Source organism: Sporosarcina sp. FSL K6-3457, from assembly GCF_038007285.1.
In the GTDB taxonomy this organism is placed as follows: Bacteria; Bacillota; Bacilli; order Bacillales_A; family Planococcaceae; genus Sporosarcina.
On the sequence record NZ_JBBOWX010000001.1, the window covers coordinates 1,298,306 to 1,324,192 of the forward strand.

The 25,887-nt window shown below is 41.6% G+C and carries 24 protein-coding genes; 17 read left to right on the plus strand and 7 right to left on the minus strand.

Annotated features, from left to right (window positions below):
- Positions 1–73: 73 nt before the first annotated feature.
- Together N1I80_RS06360 and N1I80_RS06365 are read right to left on the minus strand one after the other, a co-directional pair.
- A complete protein-coding gene (locus tag N1I80_RS06360; RefSeq protein ID WP_340737060.1) occupies positions 74–337 on the minus strand; it encodes a DUF3006 domain-containing protein in 264 nt (87 codons plus the stop codon).
- Positions 338–340: 3 nt separating this feature from the next.
- Complete coding sequence (locus N1I80_RS06365; RefSeq protein WP_340737061.1) at positions 341–1,480, minus strand: MBL fold metallo-hydrolase; 1,140 nt, start codon at positions 1,478–1,480, stop codon at positions 341–343.
- 220 nt (positions 1,481–1,700) lie between these two features.
- Between N1I80_RS06365 and N1I80_RS06370 the strand changes: the two genes are divergently transcribed.
- From N1I80_RS06370 to N1I80_RS06405, 8 genes are all read left to right on the plus strand, one after another.
- A complete protein-coding gene (locus N1I80_RS06370; protein WP_340737062.1) occupies positions 1,701–2,417 on the plus strand; it encodes an alpha/beta fold hydrolase in 717 nt (238 codons plus the stop codon).
- 315 nt (positions 2,418–2,732) lie between these two features.
- On the plus strand, positions 2,733–3,734 hold the full coding sequence (locus N1I80_RS06375) for a LacI family DNA-binding transcriptional regulator (RefSeq protein ID WP_340737063.1): 1,002 nt from the start codon (positions 2,733–2,735) through the stop codon (positions 3,732–3,734).
- A 184-nt stretch (positions 3,735–3,918) separates the two neighbouring features.
- Positions 3,919–4,767, plus strand: a complete 849-nt coding sequence (gene ahlS, locus N1I80_RS06380) for an AhlS family quorum-quenching N-acyl homoserine lactonase (protein WP_340737064.1) — start codon at positions 3,919–3,921, stop codon at positions 4,765–4,767.
- Positions 4,768–4,783: 16 nt separating this feature from the next.
- Entirely contained in the window at positions 4,784–5,965 is a 1,182-nt protein-coding gene (locus tag N1I80_RS06385; protein WP_340737065.1) for an iron-containing alcohol dehydrogenase, read from the plus strand.
- 18 nt (positions 5,966–5,983) lie between these two features.
- A complete protein-coding gene (locus tag N1I80_RS06390) occupies positions 5,984–7,414 on the plus strand; it encodes an NAD-dependent succinate-semialdehyde dehydrogenase (protein WP_340737066.1) in 1,431 nt (476 codons plus the stop codon).
- 230 nt (positions 7,415–7,644) lie between these two features.
- Entirely contained in the window at positions 7,645–9,201 is a 1,557-nt protein-coding gene (locus N1I80_RS06395; RefSeq protein ID WP_340737067.1) for a spore germination protein, read from the plus strand.
- Positions 9,202–10,314: a GerAB/ArcD/ProY family transporter gene (locus N1I80_RS06400; RefSeq protein ID WP_340737068.1), complete on the plus strand. Its 1,113-nt coding sequence runs from the start codon at positions 9,202–9,204 to the stop codon at positions 10,312–10,314.
- A complete protein-coding gene (locus N1I80_RS06405; RefSeq protein WP_340737069.1) occupies positions 10,311–11,435 on the plus strand; it encodes a Ger(x)C family spore germination protein in 1,125 nt (374 codons plus the stop codon). The genes N1I80_RS06400 and N1I80_RS06405 overlap by 4 nt, the downstream gene beginning before the upstream one ends.
- Positions 11,436–11,559: 124 nt before the next feature.
- Here the strand turns inward: N1I80_RS06405 and N1I80_RS06410 are convergent, their stop codons facing one another.
- Both N1I80_RS06410 and N1I80_RS06415 read right to left on the minus strand, forming a co-directional pair.
- Positions 11,560–12,342 carry a formate/nitrite transporter family protein gene (locus N1I80_RS06410; RefSeq protein ID WP_340737070.1) on the minus strand — a complete coding sequence of 261 codons (783 nt, stop codon included), beginning with the start codon at positions 12,340–12,342 and terminating at the stop codon, positions 11,560–11,562.
- A gap of 313 nt (positions 12,343–12,655) precedes the next feature.
- Positions 12,656–13,099: a YusW family protein gene (locus N1I80_RS06415; protein ID WP_340737071.1), complete on the minus strand. Its 444-nt coding sequence runs from the start codon at positions 13,097–13,099 to the stop codon at positions 12,656–12,658.
- 228 nt (positions 13,100–13,327) lie between these two features.
- Here N1I80_RS06415 and N1I80_RS06420 point away from each other — a divergent pair, with 228 nt between their 5' ends.
- Entirely contained in the window at positions 13,328–14,287 is a 960-nt protein-coding gene (locus tag N1I80_RS06420; protein WP_340737072.1) for a COX15/CtaA family protein, read from the plus strand.
- Positions 14,288–14,328: 41 nt separating this feature from the next.
- On the opposite strand, the gene N1I80_RS06425 is transcribed toward N1I80_RS06420, so the two are convergent.
- Positions 14,329–14,694, minus strand: a complete 366-nt coding sequence (locus tag N1I80_RS06425; protein WP_340737073.1) for a DUF488 domain-containing protein — start codon at positions 14,692–14,694, stop codon at positions 14,329–14,331.
- A gap of 205 nt (positions 14,695–14,899) precedes the next feature.
- Here N1I80_RS06425 and N1I80_RS06430 point away from each other — a divergent pair, with 205 nt between their 5' ends.
- The gene (locus tag N1I80_RS06430) at positions 14,900–15,445 is read left to right on the plus strand and encodes a DUF420 domain-containing protein (protein ID WP_340737074.1); all 546 of its coding nucleotides are present in this window, start codon (positions 14,900–14,902) and stop codon (positions 15,443–15,445) included.
- Positions 15,446–15,502: 57 nt separating this feature from the next.
- Here N1I80_RS06430 and N1I80_RS06435 read toward each other — a convergent pair whose 3' ends face one another.
- Positions 15,503–16,219 carry a 3-ketoacyl-ACP reductase gene (locus N1I80_RS06435; protein ID WP_340737075.1) on the minus strand — a complete coding sequence of 239 codons (717 nt, stop codon included), beginning with the start codon at positions 16,217–16,219 and terminating at the stop codon, positions 15,503–15,505.
- Between the two features lie 147 nt (positions 16,220–16,366).
- Here N1I80_RS06435 and N1I80_RS06440 point away from each other — a divergent pair, with 147 nt between their 5' ends.
- The 6 genes from N1I80_RS06440 (at position 16,367) to N1I80_RS06465 (ending at position 24,070) form a co-directional block, all read left to right on the plus strand.
- Positions 16,367–17,038, plus strand: a complete 672-nt coding sequence (locus tag N1I80_RS06440; RefSeq protein WP_340737076.1) for a response regulator transcription factor — start codon at positions 16,367–16,369, stop codon at positions 17,036–17,038.
- Between the two features lie 4 nt (positions 17,039–17,042).
- Entirely contained in the window at positions 17,043–18,503 is a 1,461-nt protein-coding gene (locus tag N1I80_RS06445; protein WP_340737077.1) for a HAMP domain-containing sensor histidine kinase, read from the plus strand.
- Positions 18,504–18,757: 254 nt separating this feature from the next.
- The gene (locus N1I80_RS06450; RefSeq protein WP_340737078.1) at positions 18,758–19,873 is read left to right on the plus strand and encodes a hypothetical protein; all 1,116 of its coding nucleotides are present in this window, start codon (positions 18,758–18,760) and stop codon (positions 19,871–19,873) included.
- 663 nt (positions 19,874–20,536) lie between these two features.
- Entirely contained in the window at positions 20,537–21,217 is a 681-nt protein-coding gene (locus tag N1I80_RS06455; RefSeq protein WP_340737079.1) for a hypothetical protein, read from the plus strand.
- A 44-nt stretch (positions 21,218–21,261) separates the two neighbouring features.
- Positions 21,262–22,047 (plus strand): ABC transporter ATP-binding protein, encoded by a 786-nt coding sequence (locus N1I80_RS06460; RefSeq protein WP_340737080.1) that lies wholly within the window; start codon positions 21,262–21,264, stop codon positions 22,045–22,047.
- A 145-nt stretch (positions 22,048–22,192) separates the two neighbouring features.
- Positions 22,193–24,070: an SLC13 family permease gene (locus N1I80_RS06465; protein WP_340739980.1), complete on the plus strand. Its 1,878-nt coding sequence runs from the start codon at positions 22,193–22,195 to the stop codon at positions 24,068–24,070.
- Positions 24,071–24,107: 37 nt separating this feature from the next.
- Here N1I80_RS06465 and N1I80_RS06470 read toward each other — a convergent pair whose 3' ends face one another.
- A complete protein-coding gene (locus N1I80_RS06470; RefSeq protein ID WP_340737081.1) occupies positions 24,108–25,157 on the minus strand; it encodes a tellurite resistance/C4-dicarboxylate transporter family protein in 1,050 nt (349 codons plus the stop codon).
- 208 nt (positions 25,158–25,365) lie between these two features.
- Here N1I80_RS06470 and N1I80_RS06475 point away from each other — a divergent pair, with 208 nt between their 5' ends.
- A complete protein-coding gene (locus N1I80_RS06475; RefSeq protein WP_340737082.1) occupies positions 25,366–25,887 on the plus strand; it encodes a cytochrome C oxidase subunit II in 522 nt (173 codons plus the stop codon).

The following is a 25,887-nucleotide window of genomic DNA, read 5'->3' on the forward strand; positions in this document are numbered from 1 at the left end:
ATATCCTGTAGTTGAACGCCAATATTTAGCCTACAAGTGTCAATAACTTCATACGACAAAGGAAAATAAAAGATTAACTCCGTTTAAATCGACTCGTCTTTTTAGATTTTAATCGCTGCATTCGCTCTTCAACTTCTTGCGCAGCAGCCTGTGTTTTGTCCATATCTATTTGTAACGTGATGACTTCATTCTCTTGAATATCGATCAAAAACCAAGTTCCCACACGACTATCGGCTGGTAGTGAAGTAGCCGATACACGGAATTGCTGTTGCAATGCGTCAACGAGTATAAGTGCGTCATTTGTATCCGTAAAGCGATCAAGATAACCTGAATACATCTATTAACCTCCTACGCAGGCAAGTCCCTGCGATTTAATATCATGCAAGCGTCCGGGTCCAATACCTTTGACGTTAGTGAGCTCATCGACGGAGCGAAAAGGTCGCAGTTTGATTACTGAATCTGCCAGGGTAGGTCCAATATGTGTGATTTCTTGAAGTTCCTCGTCACTGGCCGTGTTGATGTCCAGACAGGATTGTCCCGTTGGTGAGCGAGGCAGTGTTCCTTGTTTATCAGTCATGATGGTGTAGCTTTTACCATCTGTTTCAACAATAATCGTGCCATGTGTATCTGTGCCGTAAAGCGGGATATTACTTGCATGGATGCGATCAACGACTTCAGCATCAGGATGTCCATAAGAATTATCGACACCAGCCGAGTAAATCGCGATTTCTGGATTGACGGCTTGTACAAAATCAGGTGTGCTTGACGTATTAGAGCCGTGGTGTCCGAGATGTAAAATCTTCGCTTGGATGTTCGCGCCGCTAGCGAGGATTGCGTTTTCGGCTTGCTGTTCAGCATCCCCGGTGAAGAGGAAAGAGACTTCACCATATTGTAACCGCATCGCGAGTGAATTATTATTTGTATTGGCTGATAAAGCATCAGGATGAAGAACTGTTATTTCGAGTGGTCCGATATCAAAGATTTCGCCAACTTCAGGTTCATAATAATCGACATCGTGCTTTTCGATAGCTTCAAGTGATTTCGCAAACACTTGTGAAGTCGCAGTTTCGCCATTCATCCACACCTCGGTAACGGAAAAGTCCTCAATGATTTTATCCAACTGACCAATATGATCGGCATGAGGATGCGTCACCGCGATGATGTCAATATCCTCAATGTTTTGTGAATGAAGGTAAGTGACTACATCGGATGTGTTCCAATCTCCTGTATCAATGAGTAGATTGATAGTTTCGTCCTGATCAAAGAGCTGGAGTAAGGTTGCATCAGCCTGTCCAACGTCTAAGTAATGGACTTTCAATGTTGAATGGCTAGTAGCTTGCTGATCAACTTTTTGTATTTCGCTGTTGTCAATCACTTTGTCGTCTATCTTAGTTGTGGGTTCGATGCTGTCATGTGAACAACCAGAAAAAATAAGCAAACCAATAACTAGTGTAAGATAGGCGACTATGTTTTTACGCATAATAAATAGTCCTCCTAGGTTATGATGTATGTTCTTCATTATAGCAGATGGTGGGATAGTGTGTTCTATTAGTGTTGTGTTAAAATTAATAGACAATTGATTGTTGTTAAAGGAAACTTTGAAGGGGATTGTGAGTGGTTGGTTCTCAAGATAAAGAATAAGTTTTGACAACCATCACCCTAACGGTAGAGATTGGGTGGAGAAATGGGGGAGAGTGTGAATGATTTTACACACAAGTGTTATCGGTGAAGGGGATCCGATTGTATTTCTTCATTCTGGATTGCAGACAGGGGAAAGTGATTTTAATTACCAAAGTGGACATTTTAAGAAGAATTATAAAGTCATACTTCCTGATTTACGAGGACATGGTAAATCGAAAGTCAATGAAATAGACGTTGTAAACTTTTTTGAAGACTCTGCGGAGGATTTGAAAGAAACACTGGATTTTCTTAAAGTCGAAAAAACACATATAGTAGGAGGATCTCTAGGTGCGCTTGTCGGGTTGGTTTTCGCAAAACGATTTCCTGATAGAGTAAGCAGTTTGACATTGTCTGGAATCACTTCGGAAAAACCTCATAATTGGGCTGAATTACAGCTTATTGATGCACGTATGCAAATGGCTATTCTTGAAAATAGGGAAGCAGTTAATTATTTTAATCAACTGCATCTGTCAAACTGGCAAAGTTTTATAAGGCTATCACAGGAGATTGACTGGTATCCGTTTAATGAAACAGGTGATGCCTCAAGTATTCGATGTCCAGCGCTAATAATCGTTGGGGAAGGAAAGTTGCATGAAGTGAGTGGAGCTCTCGACTATCGGAAAAAGAATGACCGTTTCCATATAGCAGTCGTGCCATTTGCAGCTCACTTAGTTCATAATGAACAACCAGAGATATATACAGCAATTTTAGGAAGGTTTCTTGGAAATATTGAATGATCATAAAAAGCATGAGTTGATGATGAATTTCGTCAGATGGGTGGCAATTGGAGAGATATTATTCGGTAAAAAATGAAATGAGAGACAATGAGTGATTCTCCATAAGAGTGTACATCATTCTTTTGTATTCTGAAAAAACGGAATAGTGTTGACATTTATTTTTCACTCAGTTATAGTCAAATTAAATAAATATATATGTTGAGCTAAAGAATCCTACTAAAACCGCTTGGCGCTACGGGATGCCTTCGCTGGTGATTATGTTACAATCCTACGTTCAACTTAAATAGAAAAAAGAGTTAATTAAGGTGATTAATGATGGCTTCTTCTAAAGATGTAGCAAAATATGCGGGTGTTTCGCAAACGACAGTTTCAAGAGTATTAAATAATCCAGAGATGGTGCAGAAAAAAACGCTTGATAAGGTTTTGGGGGCTATTGATGCCTTGAATTATCAACCGAATTCAATTGCACGTTCACTGGTGAATAATAAAACTAAATCGATAGCCTTACTATCAGGTCCGTTACATAATCCGTTTTTTGCAGAATCTACCACTTCTATTGTGAATTATGCAAAGGAAAAAGGATTTAATGTCAATGTTCATTTTGAAAACTTTGGTAGTAACTTAGAAGTTTATCAAGATATTGTTGGAAATAAAGTAGATGGGATTATTTTGTCATCTATTTTATATGAGGATCCTATTTTTGAAAGATTAAACAGACTCAATGTCCCTTTTGTAATGTTTAATAGAAAACATGAAGAGGCTGGTCATTTTATTGAAATGGATAATGTTCAAGCGGGACGTCTTGCGACAGAACATTTAGTGCGATTAAATCATGTTAATATTGTTTGGGTTGGAGGCCCTTTGAATATGAGTACGTTTTGGGGAAGATTTGAAGGCTTTAAACAAATTTTTGAAGAAGAGAATCTACCGTTAAACGAACAAAATATCATTATTACGGATACAAGCCGAGAAGCCATTTTTAAGGAGACTGCATCTATTATGTCTCGACAGAGTCGGCCGACAGCTATTTATGCTGCAACGGATTCAATTGCTATTTTTATGATGGATTACCTCCTGCAAAAAGGATATAGAATCCCGCAGGATATTAGTATTATTGGAACAGATAATGTGAATTTAAGTAGCCATGCAGCATTTCAGTTGAGCACAGTTGCAATTACAACTGAAGAAAATCTGGGTAGGATTGCAATGGAAACATTGATTAATCTGATTGAAGGACAGTCCTCGAGTTCTTCATTTGTTCAAAAAACAATTGGAACTATATTATTAGAAAGAAAGACAACGAGTACATTGAAATAAGAAGGGATGGATTGAAATGAATACGTAGTCATTCGAATTGTGATGGGTACAAAAAAGCAATCGTATTGGTTTTGCATGAAATGGTTACGTATTCATTTTGACTAGCGGAGATCTTGAAAGGGGGTGGGTGAGAGGTTAGGTACGTGAAGTGGGTTAAAACTTTAAAAAACAAGGAGGAAGTATTTTGTCAAACATTATTATGCCGAATAAAAAGCTGTATGTAATGGACAACGGAACTATGAAAATGGATAAAAATTGGATGATTGCAATGCATAATCCAGCTACAATATCCAATCCGACTGCACCTGCCGAATTTGTTGAGTTTCCGATATACACAGTCCTAATTGATCACCCAGAAGGGAAAATCCTTTTTGATACTGCATGTAATCCTAATGCAATGGGACAAGATGGACGTTGGGGTCAGATGACACAGCAGATGTTCCCGATTACGATGGCTGAGGAGTGCTATCTCCATAATCGTTTGGATCAATTAGGCGTTAGACCTGAAGATATTAAATATGTAGTGGCTTCTCATTTGCATTTGGACCATGCAGGATGTTTGGAGCTATTTACGAATGCGAAAATTATAGTCCATGAGGACGAGCTGAATGGGACATTACAAACATACGCCCGTAATCAGAAAGAAGGTGCTTATGTCTGGGGAGATATTGATGCGTGGATTAAAAATAATCTCCAATGGCACACCATCAAACGTGGTGAAGATAATATTCAACTTGCAGAGGGAATCAATATTCTCAACTTTGGTAGCGGACATGCATGGGGGATGCTTGGCTTACAGATTGATATGCCAGAAACAGGCGGAATTATTCTAGCGTCAGATGCTATTTATACGGCGGAAAGTTTTGGACCGCCGATTAAGCCGCCGGGTATCATTTACGATTCGATTGGCTATTCTAGCGCAGTTGAAAAAATCCGTAGAATTGCAAAAGAAACAAATTCAGACGTGTGGTTTGGTCATGATGCTAACCAATTTAAGAGTTTCCGTAAATCGACCGAAGGATATTATGAGTGATGAAAGGAGAAGGACGATGAGTTTTTCACAGCTTGTCTTTGCTCCACTCAGCTATACAGGCTGGGGAGCGTTAGAGCAATTACTGCCAGAGATAGAGAAGTATTCAGCTAAAAAAATTCTTGTCGTGACAGATCCTTCATTGGAGAAAATTGGTATCGCAAAACAAGTGACAGATCCTCTGATGGATAGGGGATATGACGTTATTGTATATACGGGTGTTGTGCCAGAACCCCCACTTGCAGTTGGGGAGGAACTTGTTGAATTTACACGTAAAGGGAAATTTGAACTGGTTATTGGATTTGGTGGTGGCAGTGCAATGGACTTAGCGAAGTTAGCAGCCGTGCTTGCAGTTCATGATGGGCCAGTAGAGGATTATTTGAATTTGACAGGTACCCAAAAAATTGAGAAGAAGGGTCTGCCTAAAATTCTTATTCCAACGACTGCCGGGACTGGATCTGAGGTTACGAATATCTCGGTTCTTTCATTGGAAACAACAAAAGATGTAGTAGCTGATAATTATTTATTGGCGGATGTTGCGATTGTTGATCCGGCCTTGACGGTTTCAGTGCCGCCTAGAATTACGGCGGCGACTGGAGTAGATGCACTCACACATGCTGTGGAGGCTTATATTTCTGTAAATGCTAGCCCGACATCTGACGCGCTTGCCCTACATGCAATTCGAATGATTGCCCGATCATTACGTAAAGCAGTTGAAGACGGAACTGATAGACAAGCTAGAACAGACATGAGTCAAGGAAGCTATCTTGCTGGATTAGCCTTCTTTAATGCGGGAGTTGCAGGTGTCCATGCGTTAGCCTATCCGATAGGTGGACAATTCCATATTCCTCATGGGGAATCCAATGCAGTGCTGTTGCCATATGTCATGAGTTATATTCGGAAAAGCTGTACGAAACGAATGGCTGACATATTGGAAGCACTAGGAGGGAATAAAGGTCTGTTATCGGAAGAAGAGGCATCGTATAAATGTGTGGATGAGCTGATAAGAATGGTCAAAGATGTTGGAATTCCAACGACATTAGGTGGTTTCAATATTCCTGAATCTGCTCTTGAGCAGTTGACTTCAGACGGTGTGAAGCAAAAGCGTATACTAGGAAGAAGTCCTTTGCCGTTACATGAGGGCGATATAAGGAAAATCTATCAATCTGCATTTGATGGTGTTGTCACCGAGCCGGATTGAGATGAGGAGAGATTTGATTTGAAAACCTATCACATGATCATCAACGGTGAAGAAATTGGCCATGAACTACCAGTCATCGAAGTAAGTAACCCGGCGACAGGACAAGTATTTGCGACTGTTCCGAGAGGGAGTAGCCAAGAAGCGATTTTAGCTGTAGATGCTGCTTACGGAGCATTTGGAGAGTGGTCAAGTTTGTCGGCTTATGAGCGCAGTGAATTGATTCGCAACTGGTATGAATTGATTAAGCAGCAGACGGAAGACTTGGCGACGACGATGACGCAAGAACAAGGGAAGCCGCTTTCTGAGGCGCGTGGGGAAATCAATTATGCCAATGGGTTTATGGCTTGGTATGCAGAGGAAGGCAAGCGGATTTACGGAGAAATCATACCCGCTACAAAGCAGAACAAGCGTCTTTTTGTTCATAAACAGCCTGTGGGGGTAGCGGCAGTCATTACGCCGTGGAATTTCCCGGCGGCGATGATTACGCGGAAAGTGGGGCCGGCATTGGCAGCGGGTTGTACGGTTGTCATTAAGCCGGCGGGGCAAACGCCACTTACGGCTATCAAATTAGTTCAACTGGCGAAACAGGCCGGTATTCCAGATGGGGTCGTTAATATTGTGACGGGGGATTCCAAAGCAATCGGAGAAGCTTGGCTACAGGATACGCGTGTCCGCAAACTAACGTTTACGGGATCGACAGAAGTGGGCAAGACTTTAATGCAAGGTGCGGCGGAAACGATGAAAAAAGTATCGCTGGAACTAGGTGGACATGCGCCGGCGATTATTATGGAAGATTGTGATATGGACAAGGCAGTAGAGGGGGTGTTGGCGGCGAAATTCCGTAATGCAGGGCAAACCTGTGTCTGTATTAATCGTGTTTATGTGCATGAATCGATTGCAGGGCGATTTACTGAAAAACTTGTTGAGGCGGCGAAGCAGCTGAAGGTTGGTAATGGATTGGATGCAGGTGTGGATATTGGTCCACTTATTGATACTTCTGCGGTTGAAAAAGTACGACAGCATGTGGATGATGCACAAGGAAAAGGGGCAGCCGTTGCACTAGGTGGCACTGGGAAAGGTGGCCTATTCTTTGAACCAACGATTTTGACAAACGTCACAGATGATATGGTTTGTATGCAGGAGGAAACATTCGGTCCCGTATTGCCCATTAGCACGTTTGTGACGGAAGAGGAAGCGATCAGTCGGGCTAACGATTCGATTTATGGGCTGGCAGCTTATGTCTTTACCGAAAATATTACGCGAGGCATCCGAATAACTGAGAAACTGGAATACGGTATTATTGGTTTGAATGACGGACTGCCCTCGACACCACAAGCTCCGTTTGGCGGCTTTAAACAAAGTGGCCTAGGTCGTGAAGGTGGCCATCATGGCATCGACGAATATGTAGAAGTAAAGTATGTTTCACTTGGTCTATCTGAATTCAGATAAAGCCTCCGGACACAATTACGCCAAGGCGTAATTGATAATTAACAAGAAAACCGATCCAGTTCGATGGATCGGTTTTCTTGTGTGGCTGAATATTGTTTGGGAACAGGGGAAAAGTTAGCTATAGGTATTGATTGTAAATGGTATATGGGACGCATTGAATTTCAGATGAGGGTATAGATTGTTCTTTTTAAGTCAATTTTAGAAACAAAGTTAGTAATGGGGTGAAGAATGTGTTTCGCAAAAGATTTAATTCGACTTTCATAAAAGAACAGTCTGGAGTAGCAGGTGAAAAGAATAAAGCAAGTGAAGAAAACGGGGAAAGCGCAGTTCCCATTTCAAAGAATGATTTCATTCAGATGGTGAGTAATGCTGTTCATCACTCATCTGATTTAAATATTAAATCAATACCACCGAATCTAACGCTCATTTATATAGACACATTAGTGGATGGTGAAGTACTAAAAAAACATATTATCCAGGATTTATTTACAGGAAAGGATGTCTCACCAGAAAGTATCCTATCAATCCTAACAATCGCTCAGGTCAAATTATCGTCTAACTTAGATGATACTATTGCTGCCATGATGGATGGAAGCGTACTTATTCATGTTGAGGGGTACTCGCAAGTTGTATTAGCAAATATCCCTACCAATGAATCGCGGGCTTTATCGGCACCAGAAAATGAATCTCAGGTAATCGGTGCGCAAGTCGCATTCAATGAAAGCCTGTCAACGAGTGTATCCTTGATTCGTAGGTATATAAAAAATCGAAACCTCTGCAATGAAAAAATAGAACTTGGCAAACAATCGAAAACAACAGTTGCAATGTTATACATTAAAGGCGTTGCTTCCGAAGAAATGGTGAACACGCTACGACAAAGGATTACCAATCTTAATGTTGATTCTGTATTAGATAGTGCGATTCTGGAGCATTTGATAAATGACAACACTTTATCGATTTTTCCACAGATGTTACTAACGGAAAGACCGGACAAGTTTTGTGCTGAACTACTGAACGGTAAATTGGGAGTCATCGTAGATGGAAGTTCTTTTGCGCTCGTTTGCCCGCACTCATTTATTGAGTTCTTCCAAAGTCAGGAAGATTTAAATCTTCGCTGGCAGATTGCTTCATTTGTCCGGTTATTAAGATTCAGTGCAGTCGTCCTATCTGTATTTTTAACCCCATTATATGTAGCGGCTTTAACATTTCATTATGAAGTCATTCCGGAAACACTCGTAGTTCCCCTGAGTGAATCTAGAGCCTTGGTTCCTTTCCCACCTTTATTAGAGGCGCTGCTTATAGAGCTTATTATTGAGTTGCTTAGAGAAGCTGGAGTCAGATTGCCGACAAAGGTAGGTCAAACCATTGGTATTGTTGGCGGTATCGTCATTGGAACGGCAGCGGTGCAAGCAGGGATTACGAGCAATATTTTAATTATTATTGTTGCTTTAGGGGCGTTGTCGTCCTTCACAACCCCAAGTTATATGATGGGTAATGTCATTAGAATCATTCGGTTCCCGTTAATACTATTAGCAGGATTTTGGGGATTTTATGGCATTATGCTGGGTTTTTGTTTTATTCTGATCCACCTTTTGCGTCAAACAAGTTTGGGATCCCCCTATACAGCGCCTTTTTATCCTCCTCGACTAATTGATTGGCGGGATAGTCTTGTCAGATTGCCTTTGCCATTTACATTTAAGAGACCTTCAAATACAAGGCCGGAAGACCAGGATAAATATGAACCCGAACCTATAAATCCTGAAAAAAATGAACAGAAGGTGAAATGAGTGAAAAGCTCTATACAACTTAGTCCAACTGATACGATTAACGCTTTTTTACTTTTTTTTATCGTTCAATCAGTTCAGATTGGGGTTGGGCTACACGGTTTTCAGCGGATTATATACGGGGATGCCAAACAAGATGCATGGATTTCTGTACTTCTTGCAGGTCTCGCTACTCATATCATCGCTTTTTTCATGATTAAAACATTACAAATATATGGTTCAAATGATCTATATGGTATTCATCAAGATGTATTCGGTAAATGGATGGGGAATTTCTTCAATATACTTTATATTATGTATTGTTCAGGTGCATTTTTTACAGTGTTGAGAAACTATATTGAAGTTGTTCAGACATGGGTTTTTCCAGACTTAGGTACCTGGTTTCTTGCTGGCACATTGCTGTTAATTGTGATTTATACGTTTACGGGAGGGCTGCGGGTAATTGTAGGTATTTCCTTTTTTAGTATTGTACTTGTTATATGGCTTTTCCCTCTATTGGCTGCTCCACTCAAGTTTATGGAACCTCGGAATCTTCTTCCTGTTTTCGAGGCTAATATGAGCGAAATATTGAAAGGGATAAAGTCCATGACGTTTACGATTATAGGATTTGAGATAATATATGTGATTTATCCTTTTGTAAAGGATAAGGAGAATGCAAAAAAACATATTCATCTTGGTTTGTTCGTGACGACGTTGATTTATCTTGCTGCTATGCTGGTGTCGCTAACGTATTTCAGCGGGGAACAATTAACTAAAACGATATGGGCAACTTTGTCTTTATTCAGTATTGTTAAGCTACCGTTCATAGAACGTGTTGAGTATATAGTCGTTTGTTTTTGGATGTTACTCATTTTACCGAATCTTTGTCTATTTGTATGGTCTGCTTTTCGTGGAATCAGACGCATGGTAAGGATAAGTGCAAATAAATTCGTCTGGATATTCTCGTTAATCGTCTTCATTATTAGCTTAACCTTTAAAACTCGAACACAAATAAATACGTTTAATGATTACTTTAACCAGGTGGCATTTTATATTGTTTTTGTTTACCCCATCATGTTATACGTAATAGCTGCGATAAAAAATAAATTCAAATCACATAAGGAGCAAAGTGAATGAAGAAAATTTATTTTTTTATAGTACTGCTAGTACTCTGCGTTAGCTTAGTCGGATGTATAGAAACAAAAATCCTTGAACGAGTGAGTTTAGTCACCTTGGTAGGCTATGATATAGGGAAAGAAGAAAGCGTGGAGACTACAGCAGTTGTTCGTCAAGTGGGTACAGAATTACAAAGTAAAGTTGCAATTATTACAACCGAAAATTCAACAAGTCAAGGGACACGGGCGAAGATCAATCTCAGGGCAGCCGAAAAATTAATGTCAGGACAATTGAGGGGGACTTTATTCGGTGAAGAGTTTGCCAAAGGCGGCATAGGTCATTATATTGATACCCTTATGAAAAATCATACAATAAGTGAGGGGATGCTTTTGGCAGTTGTAGAGGGCGAGACGAGGCCGTTACTTGAATATCAATACCCAGAGATTGATGAAATTGGCGAACATGTTTATAAGCTGTTAGATCAAAACATTAAAAGTGAGCAAGTGGTTTCATCTACACTTCATGAAATAGCGTATGATTATTATTCCATAGGTAGGGACATTGCCATGCCGATTATAAAAAGAGATGATGAGCTTGTAGCGATTTCTGGTATAGCTTTATTTAGGAAAGACAAAATGATAGGAAAACTTGCTGTTGAGGATAGTTTTTTCGTGAAGCTAAGTCGGGATGATTATGAAAATGGGATAATTGAAATAAAAATTAAAGGGGATGATTTTCCTTCTTCGTTAGTAGAGGGCTCACCTGAAGAAATTATTTTGGTGTTAGATCCAATTAAAACGCATAAAGATGTGAAGTTAGTGAACCAAACAACGCCCGAATTTGATCTACATTTTAAAGTACATGCAAGATTATTAGAAATAAAGCCGAGCATCGATACGACAAGCCAAGAAAACCTGGAAAAATTCGAAGATGCAATTGGTAAGAAGTTAGAGAATGAAATATTAAGGGTAGTTACTTATTGCCAAGAAATTGGTTCGGATGTTTTTGGATATGGTGAATTTTACAGAAGCTCTGTACGTCATTCTGAACTGACAGAAGAGAAATGGCAAGAGTTGTACAAAGAAATGAAAGTCAATGTCAAAGTCGACTTTACACTACTTAGAAGTGGGGTATTTGAATAATTGATATGCGGGAAGGATACAATTAATGTAGGAATTACAAATCGGCTTTCCATTATTCAAATAGTTTATGCAAAACCCCTCGATTTGAATGTTAATCGAGGGATGTTTGCATGTTTGTCGCCCTTTATGAAAGAATCCTAATTGGTCTGTTAGTATTGCCATACCAATAAGCCGCCCCAATGAATAAGGCACCACCAATGATATTGCCGATTGTGACAGGTACTAAGTTTGATACTAATCCTGCCATCGAAACGGTTTCAGGGTGGGGAACCATGAGTGAAATAGATAACAAAGTCATATTGGCGATACTGTGTTCGAAACCTGATGTGATGAAGGTAAATAAGCACCAGAAAATCATAATGAGTTTCGCGGTTTCATCTTTTAATTTGACAGAGCACCAGGCAGCTAGACAGACAAGAATATTACAAAGAATCCCACGGACAAACAACTCCATGAATGGCGTATTCATCTTATCGCTAGCTACTGTTGTGATGAAATTAGCTGTCGCACCAGAAGCCAATCCGGAATAGAAAAATAACGTAGCAACGACAATAGAGCCGGCAAAGTTGCCGATATAACTAAAGGTCCATACTTTAAAAGTGTCATATGTAGTTGTTTTTTTCATCAAGGTACCAATGGTCATAATCATATTATTACTCGTAAAAAGGTCGGCCCCAGCCATGAGGACAAGGCTAAGAGCAACGCCGAACGCCATGCCCATGACAAGCTTTGTACTAGCAAAACTAGATGGCTCGAGCATCCCACCGATTGTATAAATTAGAACAACCCCTAATCCAACGAAAAATCCCGCCATCATTGTCACAGTGAAGTATCTAGCTTTACTCGAGTTCAATAAATTAATTTTAGAAACGGCCATATCACTAAACGTAGCGATTGTTTCCTTCATCTCATTACCCTCCAGCTTTTTATCTTTTAAGTTGTAATTAGGAATACTGTTGAATCGGCTCCAGCTGCCTTTATTAGATCGCTTTATGTTATAAGGTGTGAAGAAGTTATGAAAAGTTTGTGAAGATTTTCACATGAACAGTAAAAAAAAATAGCCGCTCCTGTTGTATTCTCCAAAATTATAGCGCAATTATTAAATTGCGCTATCCCTAAATATTACAAATTAATGAACAGATTGCCGATATACAAAATACAAGGCATTCATTTACTAAAGAATCATCCTACTTTGCTGTTTCCCATTATGCATTCTATTTTTACTTTGTCATCATTAACTCTTTAGTATCATGACCTTTAAATGTTACTTTCAATTTCAACGTTTTATAATCTAGAACCTCGAATGCTTCCGCCGTTTGCTTGATCAAATCCTCGTCATCTGTATCGGGATCCAGTTCCATCTCTTGGAAGATTCCGTCGAGTTTGTCCATCGCTTGGTCACCGTGCAAGTAAGCGTCCTCCATTTTATTCTCGTACATCGCCTCAGTCTTATCGGGTTTTTCCTCGTAGTTGGCAATTACTGCTTCTTTCTTATCCTTCGTATCAATCGCTATATCAAAAGAAGTAAAGCCGTATTGTTCACCAAGAGATGGTTTTTCATCCTCCTCGTGTTTGTCCTTGACGATATTTTTATCACTGCAAGCACTGATGACGAATAGGCAAGCTAGTAGGATGATGATTAGTATCCTCCATTTTGTTTTCAAGTTGCTCATCCTTTCAGCAGATTTTGTTATTAATCTAACCGATGAAGGGGGGAATTATACACCTAAAGGAAACAGTAATCACTAGACATTATATTATAATAAAACGCGCATCATTAATTGTAAAACTACTTAAAAACTTCATATATATCACTTATAATTCGAAAGATTATTGGCAATATTGAAGGTTGGATATTATTTTTGGAAATCTAGTAAAATGGGGGAATGAATTTGTCGATTAAACGGTTATCTTTTGTAGTTGCGCTTATCACTTTTGGGTTAATTGTGTTTGGGGGATATGTGGCATCGTCACAATCGGGTCTGGGCTGTGGACCAGAATGGCCTTTATGTAATGGGGAAGTGATTCCGACTTTGCAGGGGGATACGCTGATTGAGTTTGCGCATCGGGTTATAGGGGCAGTTCTTGGTGTGTTAACTATTATTCTATTTGTTAAAGTGAAACGTGCCAAGATGAGTTCCTCCGTTCGGACGGCAGCAAATTGGATGGGAGGTTTACTTATTTTTCAAGTAGTAATGGGTGCTGTTATCGTATGGTTTCACCTGCCGACGTTTATTATCGCAGTGCATTTAATCATAGCGATGCTGTATCTTGCCTGTGTAATAGTCATATGGCGACAATCGACGAAGCGAATGGTTATTCACAGTGTGAGGCTTAGCAATCAGCAGCAGAGGAAAATAACTAGGCATATCAAAGTATTACTAGGTTTAGTCCTTGTCGTTCTTTTTGTAGGTGCTTATGTGAAGCATGATTTTATCGGGATGAGTTGCGGTTGGGCGACATGTGGTGATTCGGTTTTGCCGAGTACGGGCCCTGAATTTGTTCAAACGACACATCGTCTGTTAGGAGTCTTTTTAGCTGTCTATAGCTTGTTACTAACGTATTGGTCTTTTGCAAAAGGATGGGGCGCTTCATTACAAAAGCGATTTAGCTTTGTTTCTGTGACAATTGCGGTTCAAGTTGTATTAGGGATTTTAACGATTTTGACAGCGATTGATATCGTCTGGGCGATGCTGCATGTCGCTGTGGGAACGTTGTTGTTTGTAATTGTGGCAGAGTCTTATATCTTTATGGGAACCTTGGATAAGGAAAAGGGGAGGTTGGTTCCTTTTGCAATCAAACAATTGCCGATGAAAAATGGCAAGTCTGGTAGTTATTCTGGGCAGCGGTGATAGGTAGGAATGTGCTGGGCTTTTATGATGAAAGTCCAGCGTTATTCATTTTTCTGCTCTAATTCTTCTTTCAGAATGACAGTATGATTGTGAACAGGATCTTTGGCAGCGAAGATAAGTGTTACGGTCATTGTGTCAGCAAGTCTGCGTAATTCAGCTACTTTGTTGACTTTGATATAATCCGTACGAAGTTCATGGAGATATTTTTCTTTGAAGCCTAGAAATTTATCAGGATCATGACCAAACCATGTTCGCAATTCACTGCTCGGCGCAATATCTTTTGCCCAATCTGCCAAATGAGCATGCTCCTTCGAAATTCCACGCGGCCACAGTCTGTCCACTAATACTCGATGACCATCCTCCAGTTCATATGGTTCATAAATTCTTTTAAGATGAAACTTTTTCATACAATCCACCACCTTTATCATTTTAATGAAAATCGTCGAAATATATGTACTCCTATTGCCCATTCTACTTATTTTTCATGTACAATATATAGGTCATCTTTTATTGACAGATTGATGAACTTCCATGTTTGAAACGTTTTTTTAGATGATGGTGTGGTAGACTTTTCTAAGCAGTAATTTAAAATCCTATTGGAGTGAATCATTTATGAATACTAGTTTCAACAAGCCGTTTAAAAAACGCAATTATAAGCCGTTTATTATTGCTCTATCCGTCATTTTAATTGGTGCAATTGGAGCGTTATCGGGAATGCGTGGAGAGAAAAACTTTGACGCATTTGATCTGACGATTTTACCATTGACGAACGCGATTTTGAACAGTTTTACCTTTGTTTTTTTAGTGTGCGCACTCATTGCCATTTTGAAGCGTAATGTCACCGTGCATCAGCGCTTTATTTACGCAGCATTTTCAACGACATTTCTGTTCTTGCTCACGTATGTTACGTATCATTACTTGGCACCTTCCACACCTTATGGAGGAGAAGGTCTCATGGCAGGATTTTATTACTTTATCCTCATCACGCATATCATTTTGGCGGCAGCAATCGTACCACTTGCGCTGACGAGTGTGGCGCGTGCATGGAATCGGGAAAATGCCCGTCATAAGAAAATCGCACGCTGGACAATGCCGATTTGGCTGTATGTTAGCTTTACGGGTGTGCTGGTGTATATTCTGATTTCTCCTTATTATTGATTGAAAAACAAAGGCCTTCCAGGGAATTTCCTTGGAAGGCTTTTTACATAGGTTATATTAAGGATTTGTCGACCATAATCCAGCTGATTTCACTAAAATACGTGGATGCAATTTCAATTGCATAACCATCACTTCAGCTAAATCTTCCGGCTGCATAACTTTGTCGGGATTGCCGTCTGTCAGATTTTCAGCAAACGCCAAATCAGTCGCCACTGTGCTTGGTGTTAATGCGCTGACACGGATATTATGCTTTCTTACTTCGAGCATAAGGGATTCTGTCAGACCAAGAACGCCGAATTTCGATGCACTGTAAGCACTAGTGACTGGTGCGCCTTTTTGGCCAGCTGTTGATGAAATATTAATGATGTCTCCCGCTTGTCTTTCGATCATTTCAGGAAGCACAGCTCTTGTGACATAGTAAACGCCCATTAAGTTGACGTCGATAATGTTTTTGAATTCCTCTGGAGATAGCTCAAGGAATTTACCGAACTTGCCGATACCAGCATTGTTAATCAAAATATCAATGGGACCTAGTTCAGCTTTGACATGCTCCACTGCTGCAATGACGGATTCATTATCCGATACATCAGCAGTCGCCATCGTGACATTTACTCCGTATTGGCTAAGTTCTTTCCCCACTTCTTCAAGGTGAGCAGCTGTTCTGCCTACAAGTCCTACATGGATGCCTTCTTTAGCAAATGCAATTGCCGTAGCACGGCCAATACCTCTACCTGCTCCAGTGATTAACGCCGTTTTACCTGTTAGATTTTGCATGTGATTTGCTCCTTTGTCGATAAGTATTTACCTTGATAAGTATAGCAAATGAAGTGGCGGGGACCTATTGAAACAGCTTTTATTCAACTAGCAACAACTTGGCAATAACTTTCTAGTAGAATAAAGGGAAGCAAGGAGTTGAAATGTATGATAAAAGTTCAAACGATATTAATTATAGAAGATGAAGAATCCATTCTCGATATACTCGCTTACTCCTTGCGCAAGGAAGGCTATCGTGTGCATGGCACTGCGACGGGACAAGAGGGATTGCGTTTGTTCAAAGGGATTAGTCCGGATGTTGTGATTTTGGACTTGATGCTGCCAGATATGACTGGCTTTGATATTTGTAAACTGCTGACGGCAACAAGTACCGTGCCGATTCTTATGCTGACTGCAAGGGATGATATTGTCGATAAGGTATTGGGTCTTGAACTCGGCGCAGATGATTATATGACGAAGCCGTTTGACGTGCGGGAAGTGGCTGCACGTATTAAAGCATTATTACGTCGCCAAAAAACTGCTTCCAGATCTTATTTATCTATAAACGACGTAGTACGCATTGAACCTCGTTCACACACTGTCTGGAAGGCAGAGGAACAGATTGCGCTAAAACCGAAGGAATATGAATTGCTATTATTATTTGCGCAGCATAAAAATCAAGTGTTTTCTCGTGAGGAAATACTTGATACAGTTTGGGATTTTGATTATGACGGAGATGCCCGCACAGTCGATGTTCATGTGCAGCGGCTGCGAAAGAAGCTAGGCTCCTCCATTATTGAAACCGTATTTGGTGTTGGCTATAAAATGAGGGGGATGTGAACCGATGAAATGGACCATTCAAAAGAAATTCATCGTCGGTTATCTGATTTTATTCACATTGGCTGCGCTCATTGTCGATCAGGTGATGAAGGATTCCTTGGGAAAAAACAGTCAGGTCATGATTGCGAATGAAGTGACAAAACTTCAACATACGACGAGAGAGCATATTAAACAATTCGCCTTGATTCATCCCCCGCAAGCTGATTTGTTTAAAGAGTATGGAGGCACAATTGCACAAGAATTAAGTAGGCTACATACTCAAAATGTAGCGTTATATGACTCGGAAGGCCTTTTTTTATATGAAGCGATTGCGATGGAAAAGCCTTTATTAGCTGAAAATCAAGCCTATCAAATGAATTTAGAGGGCAATCCGAATCCTGAATTAATAGCGGCTTTTAATAATCAAGCGGCATTTACACGCGTGGATGTACCAGATGGTAATTTAGTTTATTTTTCCTATCCTCTTTATTTGCATGACCAATTTTATGGCGTTTTGCGTTTTACAGGAGATTCTACGAATTTATTCACAGCGAATGACAAGGTATTAACGAGTTTTAGGGTACTAGTCATTTGTTTATTCGCGGGTGTTTTTATCATTTCGACTTTATTGACGAGACAAATTATTAGGCCGCTACTGCGGTTGACGGCTGCGACGAAGAAAGTGGCCGCGGGGAATTATGGTGTTGATGTGCATGTGAAAACAAAGGATGAGCTGGAAGTGTTAGCGATGAGTTTTAATGACATGCAGCAAAATATCCAGCGACAAATGAAAATGCTTGAGCAGGAAAAAGACAGGGTTGTACAAGCTGAAAAGAGTCGAACGGCCTTTTTTAATAATGTTACGCATGAATTAAAAACTCCCCTTGCGACGATTTCTGGTTATGCGCAAATTATTGGGGAAGAAGACTTTGATGATCCGGTATTTTTACGGAAGGCAACTGGTAAAATTAGATTGGAAAGTGAGCGTCTCAATCGAATGGTTATTGAGCTAATAGAGCTAGCGAAACGCGAGATGACGCCTAGTTTGAAAAAGAGAGAAGCAATTCAATTATTGCCACTGATCCTGTCCGTTAGTGAGGATATGGCATTGAAAGCAGGGCAGCGTCAGATAGCAATCGATGTGACGGGTGAGGGTTTTATTGTCGATGGCAATCGCGACGAATTGCGGCAGGTGTTTAGTAATGTGTTGGATAATGCTATTAAATATGGCGTAAGTGGTGCGCGGATTGTTGTTGTCATGAAGGATGGTAATATCACGGTGACAAATGACAGTCCTCCTGTCCCTGATCGAATCGTGGATAATGCTTTCGAACCTTTTATTCATACGAAAGGGGAGGGCAGCAGTGGACTTGGATTGTCTATATGCCAGCAAATTGTGAGTCAGCATGATGGGACGATTGCTTTTGATTATGATGATGGGCGAGTGGTGGTTTCAATTGTGCTTCCTATGGTAGAAAAGTCATGATTCGCCAATAACTTGTATCGGAGCGCCAATAAAACATGTATAAGTGCCAATAAATCGGGTTAGAACGCCAATAAATAGGCGTAATTCGCCAATAACTACTTCCAAAATGCTGATACTTTCAGCAAAGAGCGCAGAAATTATACACATCAAGCCCTTTGTTGTTCGATTGGAAATAAAACGGCAACATCTACTGCTAGGTTGGCAATATGTCCTGTGTATTCTATACATGTACACATGATGAGGAGGAATGCATGATGAATAAAAAAAGGAATAGGTTAGTCTGGGTTGCTCTAGCTAGTTTGACAGTTGCGGGCTGTTCAGCGCAAGGGAGTGTGGAAATACAAGAAACGATTGTAATTAATGAGGACGTTCAGCTGGAAAGTTCGTTGGCGGACAGTAGTTTGGAGGTATCCCGACAGCAGGATATTGAAGTCGGGCGGAATATTAAAAACTCTACATTGCATAAGGAGTTTTTTGGTAAGGAAATTTACTTTAACGAAAATGGCGGACTCTATTCACTGAATCTAGACACCGGGGTGGAGAAGAAACTTGTTAATCGAGAAGTTATTTCAATTTCGAATGATGGCAAACGAGCTCTTTCATTTCAAGGTGAGGAGGTTTTCGTACACGATTTACAAACTGGCAAGAGGATATTACTTGGAAATGAATCAATGAAAAAACCAGATTACTCGGAATACGGCTTTACCAATGATGAAGGGAATGCATTGGTCCATTTCGATTACGAGACAGACATTGTAAGTCTTATCGATGTTGACACAAATAAGATGGCTACTTGGGATTTAAGGGGATATGACATGGGAGAAATATCTCTTTCTAAAAAAGTGAAGGATGAAGTCTTTATTACGGCGCGTTCCGAAGAAGCAGGTTTTGGTATTTATCAATTGAATGCGCAAGGATATAATACTTTAGTAACCCCGTCAGGAAAAGACACTTCATTTACCAATTTTGATATATTGCAAAATGGTTCTGTCATTTTCAACGGTACGTATGGTGGGAAGACAGGGGTTTTTTATTGGGATAAAGAAACGTGGGATGTGCAGCTACTTGTGTCGGGTGGGAAAAGTAAGGAGGGAATATGGGTACCGTTTTATAACTTATCTCCTGACGAGAGTAAAATCCTTTTTGATACACCTGTGCAGATTGAAGATGATTTTAAAACGAATGTTTATATGGCAGAGCTCGTGGATGGGCAATTGGCCAATAGTGTGCGGATTATGGAAAATGCTGATTTATATTCAGTCATTACTTATTCAGGTCATTGGAGTGAGGATTCTAAAACGGCATATATTACGACAGTGAGAAATACTGAGTATATTGGAAATATTGCTGTATTCAATGTGAATAACTAAATGATGAAAACTGCAAGGCCAAGTAGCGGGTTCTTGTGGTTTTTTTATGATAGGAAGTTATCTAGTTTTGCATTGTTTGATTAACATCTGTCATCGTGCGGCGCGCAACGCAGGTCATCCCGCGCGCAATGTGGGTCATCCCGCGCGCAATGTGGGTCATCCCGCGCGCAATGTGGGTCATCCCGCGCGCAATGTGGGTCATCCCGCGCGCAATGTGGGTCATCCTGCGCGCAACGCGGGTCATTCTGCGCACAACGTGGGTCATTGCGCGCGCAACGCGGGTTATTCTGCGCGCAACGCGGGTTATTCTGCGCGCAACGCGGGTTATTCTGCGCGCAACGCGGGTCATTCCGCGCGCAACGCGGGTCATCCCGCGCGCAACGCGGGTCATCCCGCGCGCAACGCAGGTCATTCCGCGCGCAATGTGTGTCATTCCGCGCGCAATGTGTGTCATTCCGCGCGCAACGCAGGTCATTCTGCGCGCAACGCAGGTCATCCCGCGCGCAACGCAGGTCATTCCGCGCGCAACGCAGGTCATTCCGCGCGCAACGCGGGTCATCCCGCGCGCAACGCGGGTCATCCCGCGCGCAACGCGGGTCATTCTGCGCGCAACGCGGGTCATTCTGCGCGCAACGCGGGTCATTGCGCGCGCAACGCGGGTCATTGCGCGCGCAACGCGGGTTATTCCGCGCGCAACGCGGTCATTCTGCGCGCAACGCGGGTCATCCCGCGCGCAATGTGTGTCATCCCGCGCGCAATGCGGGTCATCCCGCGCGCAACGCAGGTCATTCCACGCGCAACGCGGGTCATTCCGCGCGCAATGTGGGTCATCCCGCGCGCAATGTGGGTCATCCCGCGCGCAATGTGGGTCATCCCGCGCGCAATGTGGGTCATCCCGCGCACAACGCGGGTCATTCTGCGCACAACGTGGGTCATTGCGCGCGCAACGCGGGTTATTCTGCGCGCAACGCGGGTTATTCTGCGCGCAACGCGGGTCATTCCGCGCGCAACGCGGGTCATTCCGCGCGCAACGCAGGTCATCCCGCGCGCAACGCAGGTCATCCCGCGCGCAACGCAGGTCATTCTGCGCGCAATGTGGGTCATCCCGCGCGCAATGTGGGTCATCCCGCGCGCAATGTGGGTCATCCCGCGCGCAATGTGGGTCATCCCGCGCGCAATGTGGGTCATCCCGCGCGCAATGTGAGTCATCCCGCGCGCAATGTGGGTCATCCCGCGTGCAACGCGGGTTATTCCGCGCGCAACGCGGGTCATTCTGCGCGCAACGTCGGGTTTCCCATAAATATAGTATTTCGCACAGTACTAGTGTTCAAACAACCCAAATAATGCTATTATCATAGTTATCTGATTATTTAAAGGGGATTTTTGAAATGAAAGAAATTGTTACGTTGAAAGAGGTTGCATGGCATAGAGGGAATAAAGAGATTTTGAACAATATCAATTGGACTATTCAGCCGAACGAGCATTGGGGCATACTTGGTCTGAATGGTTCTGGGAAGACGTCTTTGCTTAATATTGTGTCGGGCTACCATTTTCCGTCATCAGGAGAAGTGGCTGTGCTGGGCAATCGATTTGGTCGAACGAGTTTACCAGAGCTGCGGAAGAAGATCGGCTTTGTCAGTAGTTCATTGGAGCGTTTTGCGGATTTTTTTAATCGTGAAACGGTGGAGCGAGTAGTCGTTAGCGGTAAATTTGCGAGTTTTGGAATCTATGAGCAAGTAGTGCAGGAGGATTGGGATAAGGCGGATGTATTGCTGGAAAGTTTACGGTTAGCTTTTTTAAAGGGCAAGCCTTATCATCTGTTGTCTGAAGGGGAGAAAAGAAGAGTGCTCATTGCACGTTCTTTAATGAGTGACCCAGAAATGCTTATTTTGGATGAACCGTGTTCGGGCTTGGACATCTTGTCGCGTGAACAATTTCTTAGTGCTTTAGAGGGAGTCGTACAAAATGGCTGTCATATCATTTATGTCACGCATCATATTGAAGAGCTGGTGGAGGCGATGACGCATGTACTTCTATTAAAAGATGGTGAGATTGTGGCGGCTGGGCCGAAGCAGGACGTGTTGACGGATGACTATCTTTCGACAACCTATCAAGTTCCCGTCGCAATTCGTTGGGAAGACGGGCGTCCTTGGTTAGCGATACATAAAGAATAAGTTCACAGAAAAGTGCTGTTGTTGGAAGCACTTTTTTTGTTGCTGGTATACAATTACTATATAAGTCGAGCATAATATGGGCCGTGGCGGTCATAATTTATTCATGCCGAGCATAACAGGGCTCAAGATGTTCATAATCTCCCTTATGCCGGTCACAAATAGAAAGGATTCGAGTTCATTGCAACTAATCATCACATTTATCATTTTAGGGATTAGCATTATTTTATTCATGAGCAATCGCGTCCGCGCGGATCTTGTCGCTGTGCTGGCGTTATTGGCATTCGTTCTAACAGGTATTTTAGATGCGACTGAAGCACTCGTTGGCTTCTCCAACTCTGTCGTCATTATGATTGCGGGTTTATTTATCGTGGGGGCAGGTATTTTACGAACGGGATTGGCCCAAATAGCGGGGAATGTACTGTTGCGTTCATCAGGGGATAGCGAGAAGAAATTATTCATTCTGTTGCTCGTTATTGTAGCAGTTGTAGGAGCTTTCATGAGCAATACAGGGACGGTTGCGTTAATGCTGCCGATTGTTGTCAGTGTAGCGATTAGTATGAAAAGCAGTCCATCGAAGTTTTTAATACCTCTATCATATATGGCGAGTTTTTCGGGCTTGTTGACGCTGATTGCCTCACCACCGAACTTAATTGTTAGCCAACAATTGGTAGACAATGGCTTTAATAAGTTAGGATTTTTTGAGATTACACCAATTGGGATTATCGGTGTTGTTGTAGGAATCATTTATTTATATGCCGTTCGCAATATTTTATTGCCGAATGAAAAACGGAGAAATAATTCGAAGGACGAGCATCAGCTGTCGCCAAAACAGCTGGCTTCTGACTATCAATTAGGCGGCAATTTATTCCGCGTGAGCGTGCCGGACGATTCGGAAATGATTGGCAAGCGGCTGGCGCAATTAAAGATTCCGGGAGCCTACCAATTATGTATTTTAACCATTGAGCGGAAATCGACGGAAGGCATCCATTTGTTGCCGATGACGTATCAGGAAATGGCGGGTCCGACGAGTGTTATTCAGGCGAAGGATATTTTACGAATTCAGGGTTCATGGAGCAGTATGGAAAAGTTTGTAGCGGATTTTTTACTAGTGATTGAAGAAGAAGAGTCAGAAGCAGATGAGTTAGTGTCTAAGCAGTTTGGTATTGCAGAAGTGCTGTTGACGCCTCATTCTAGTTTAATTGGTGAAACGGTTCGGGGTATTAGTTTCCGAGAGAAATACAATTTAAATATTTTGGGCATTAATCGTCGTGGAGAATATGTGTTAAAAGAAATGTCGAAGGAACGTTTGCGCTTTGGGGATGCGTTACTCGTGCAAGGTTCGTGGGATGAAATTGAATTGCTGGCAAGAGAAACAAAAGATGTTGTCGTTGTTGGGCAGCCGAAAGAACACGCCAGTATGGCCGCGGCAAATGGGAAAGCGCCGGTTGCAGGTGGTATTATGCTGTTGATGGTATTATTGATGATTTTTGAAGTGTTCCCGGCGGTTATTTCGGTGTTAATCGGGGCTGTATTGATGATTGTGACAGGGTGTGTCCGCAATATGGATGATGCGTACGGTAAAATTAACTGGGAAAGCATTGTGCTCATTGCGGCGATGCTGCCTATGGCGACAGCATTGGAAAAAACGGGTGGTATGTTGATGTTATCCGAAGGGATTATTCATATGCTCGGTGGTTTTGGGGCGATTGGTGTACTCGCAGGGATTTATTTTATCACGATGGTGTTTGGGCAATTTATTAGTAATACGGCGACGGCTGTGTTATTTGCACCGATTGCGATGAATGCTGCGATTAGTTTAGATGCTAGCCCGTATACATTTTTAATCGCAGTGGCTGTTGCATCTAGTATGGCATTTGCTACGCCTGTTGCTTCTCCGACGAATGCGCTTGTCATGACGGCGGGTGGCTATAAGTTTTTTGATTTTGTGAAAGTCGGCGTTCCATTGCAGGTTATCATGTTCATTGTAATGATGATTGCAATACCGCTTGTGTTTCCGTTGTGAAACATGTAATGCCTACACATATGCGTAGGCATTTTTTTTATTTATGTTCAACACGGTACTTCATAAAGCTGTGGTAGAGGTGATGGAGCATGCCGGAAAAAATGGCTAACCAAGCTAGAATGGCTACGAATACCATGATGCGTGGAATGATAAGTAAAAAAGGTAGTTGTAAGGCTTTGGATAGTTGGAATGTGCTTGTTGTGTACATGGCAAGTGGGAAGGCCATGCCCCAAAATTGTGGATCATATTTTAAAGGGTAGCGGTGATAGAGATGGCGCCAAATCATTAAGGTGAATAGCAATGGAATCCACCATGTTCCTGTGATCCAGAAAAATAATGTGAATCCCTTTATAAACGGTGTCAATTCGATAAGAAATGGCCAGTTATCGGCGTGTAGTAATAATGTTGAACCGGCTAATGTCGTAATAGCGACAGCACCCATATTAATCCAATAGGGTGGGGTGAGAGCAGCATGCTTTAGTTCCAAAAAGGTAAAGCGATAAAAAATGAGCGTAATGATATTCAGATAGAGCATACAGCCTAATAGAAACATACATAAAGTGATGAACAGTAAGATTTGTTGTCCATTCTGAATTCGATCTGCTAGTAAAGTTCCAAGTATTGAAATGGATTGTGTTGCCACAGCGGCAATTAACCATGCCCCGTTAATCCCTTCTGACAAAGCGGGTTTGTTTTCTCGAATAGTCACAGCAGTGAAGAAAACATACATAATGATTAGCCATAGGAAGATGCCTAATCCCCATAAATAGCTAGCCAGCTGATAGTTTTCTGCAATGATAATGAGTTGGCTGCCGAACACACAGGTTCCTGCAATGAGTGTAAAGAAACCGGGACCATTAGAATGGCTAGTGATGTCCTTCATCACACGCGGGAAATAATAAACGAGGCGAAGGATTGTTAGCATCCATAACAGTAGATAGATGGTGATATTGACATATAATAATCCTTTGGCAATCGTATGTATGCCAAGTAAGTGTAAGGCAATGGAAAGTGCGCCGGTTGCCATGACAACTGAAAAATAACCAGAAAAGAGATTGTAGACGGTTTGTTTGAGTAGATTGATCATATTTTTTATCCCTTCCTCATATAAATTGCTCTAAAATTCTAAACGCGTTCACCTGTTAGACATAATTATAATGTAGTAAATTGGAAAACGAGTGATTTTTATCACAGTATGACGATGTGAAAAATCGTTAACTAGAGGTAACCGGGCTCCATTAGCCGTTCAGTATAGAATGTGTTTTTTATGTGAAAATGTGAAGGAGGATTTTACAATGGTCCAGACAGTGGCGTGGGTAGTAAGTTTAGTGTTCATTTTAATCATTGCGGCAGTCTTTGGTTTTGTCGCATTCAAGTCAACACAAAAACAAGACTATGAGCCTATCGTGAAAAAGTGGTACAAAATCCGTAAAGTGTATGGGACGTTTGTTGTTGTTTTAATGATAGTCGTTATGGTTTATACACTAAGGGAGTTACCTTTCAACCAGCCTGTCTACAGCGAGGGCAATGAGCCGATTATTGTAGAGGTTGAGGCTTTGCAATTTGGTTGGAATATTAGTGAAAGAGAGTTTGACGTTGACCAGTCTATTGAATTTCATGTGACAACTGCGGATGTGACACATGGCTTTGGTATTTATGATGAAGAGATGAATTTAATAGCGCAGACGCAAGCGATGCCAGAATATACGAATGTTGTCTATATCACGTTTGATGAGCCTGGTACTTATAAAATTCTTTGCTTGGAGTATTGTGGTTTGGCGCACCATATTATGATGGATCAAATTGTAGTGAAATAG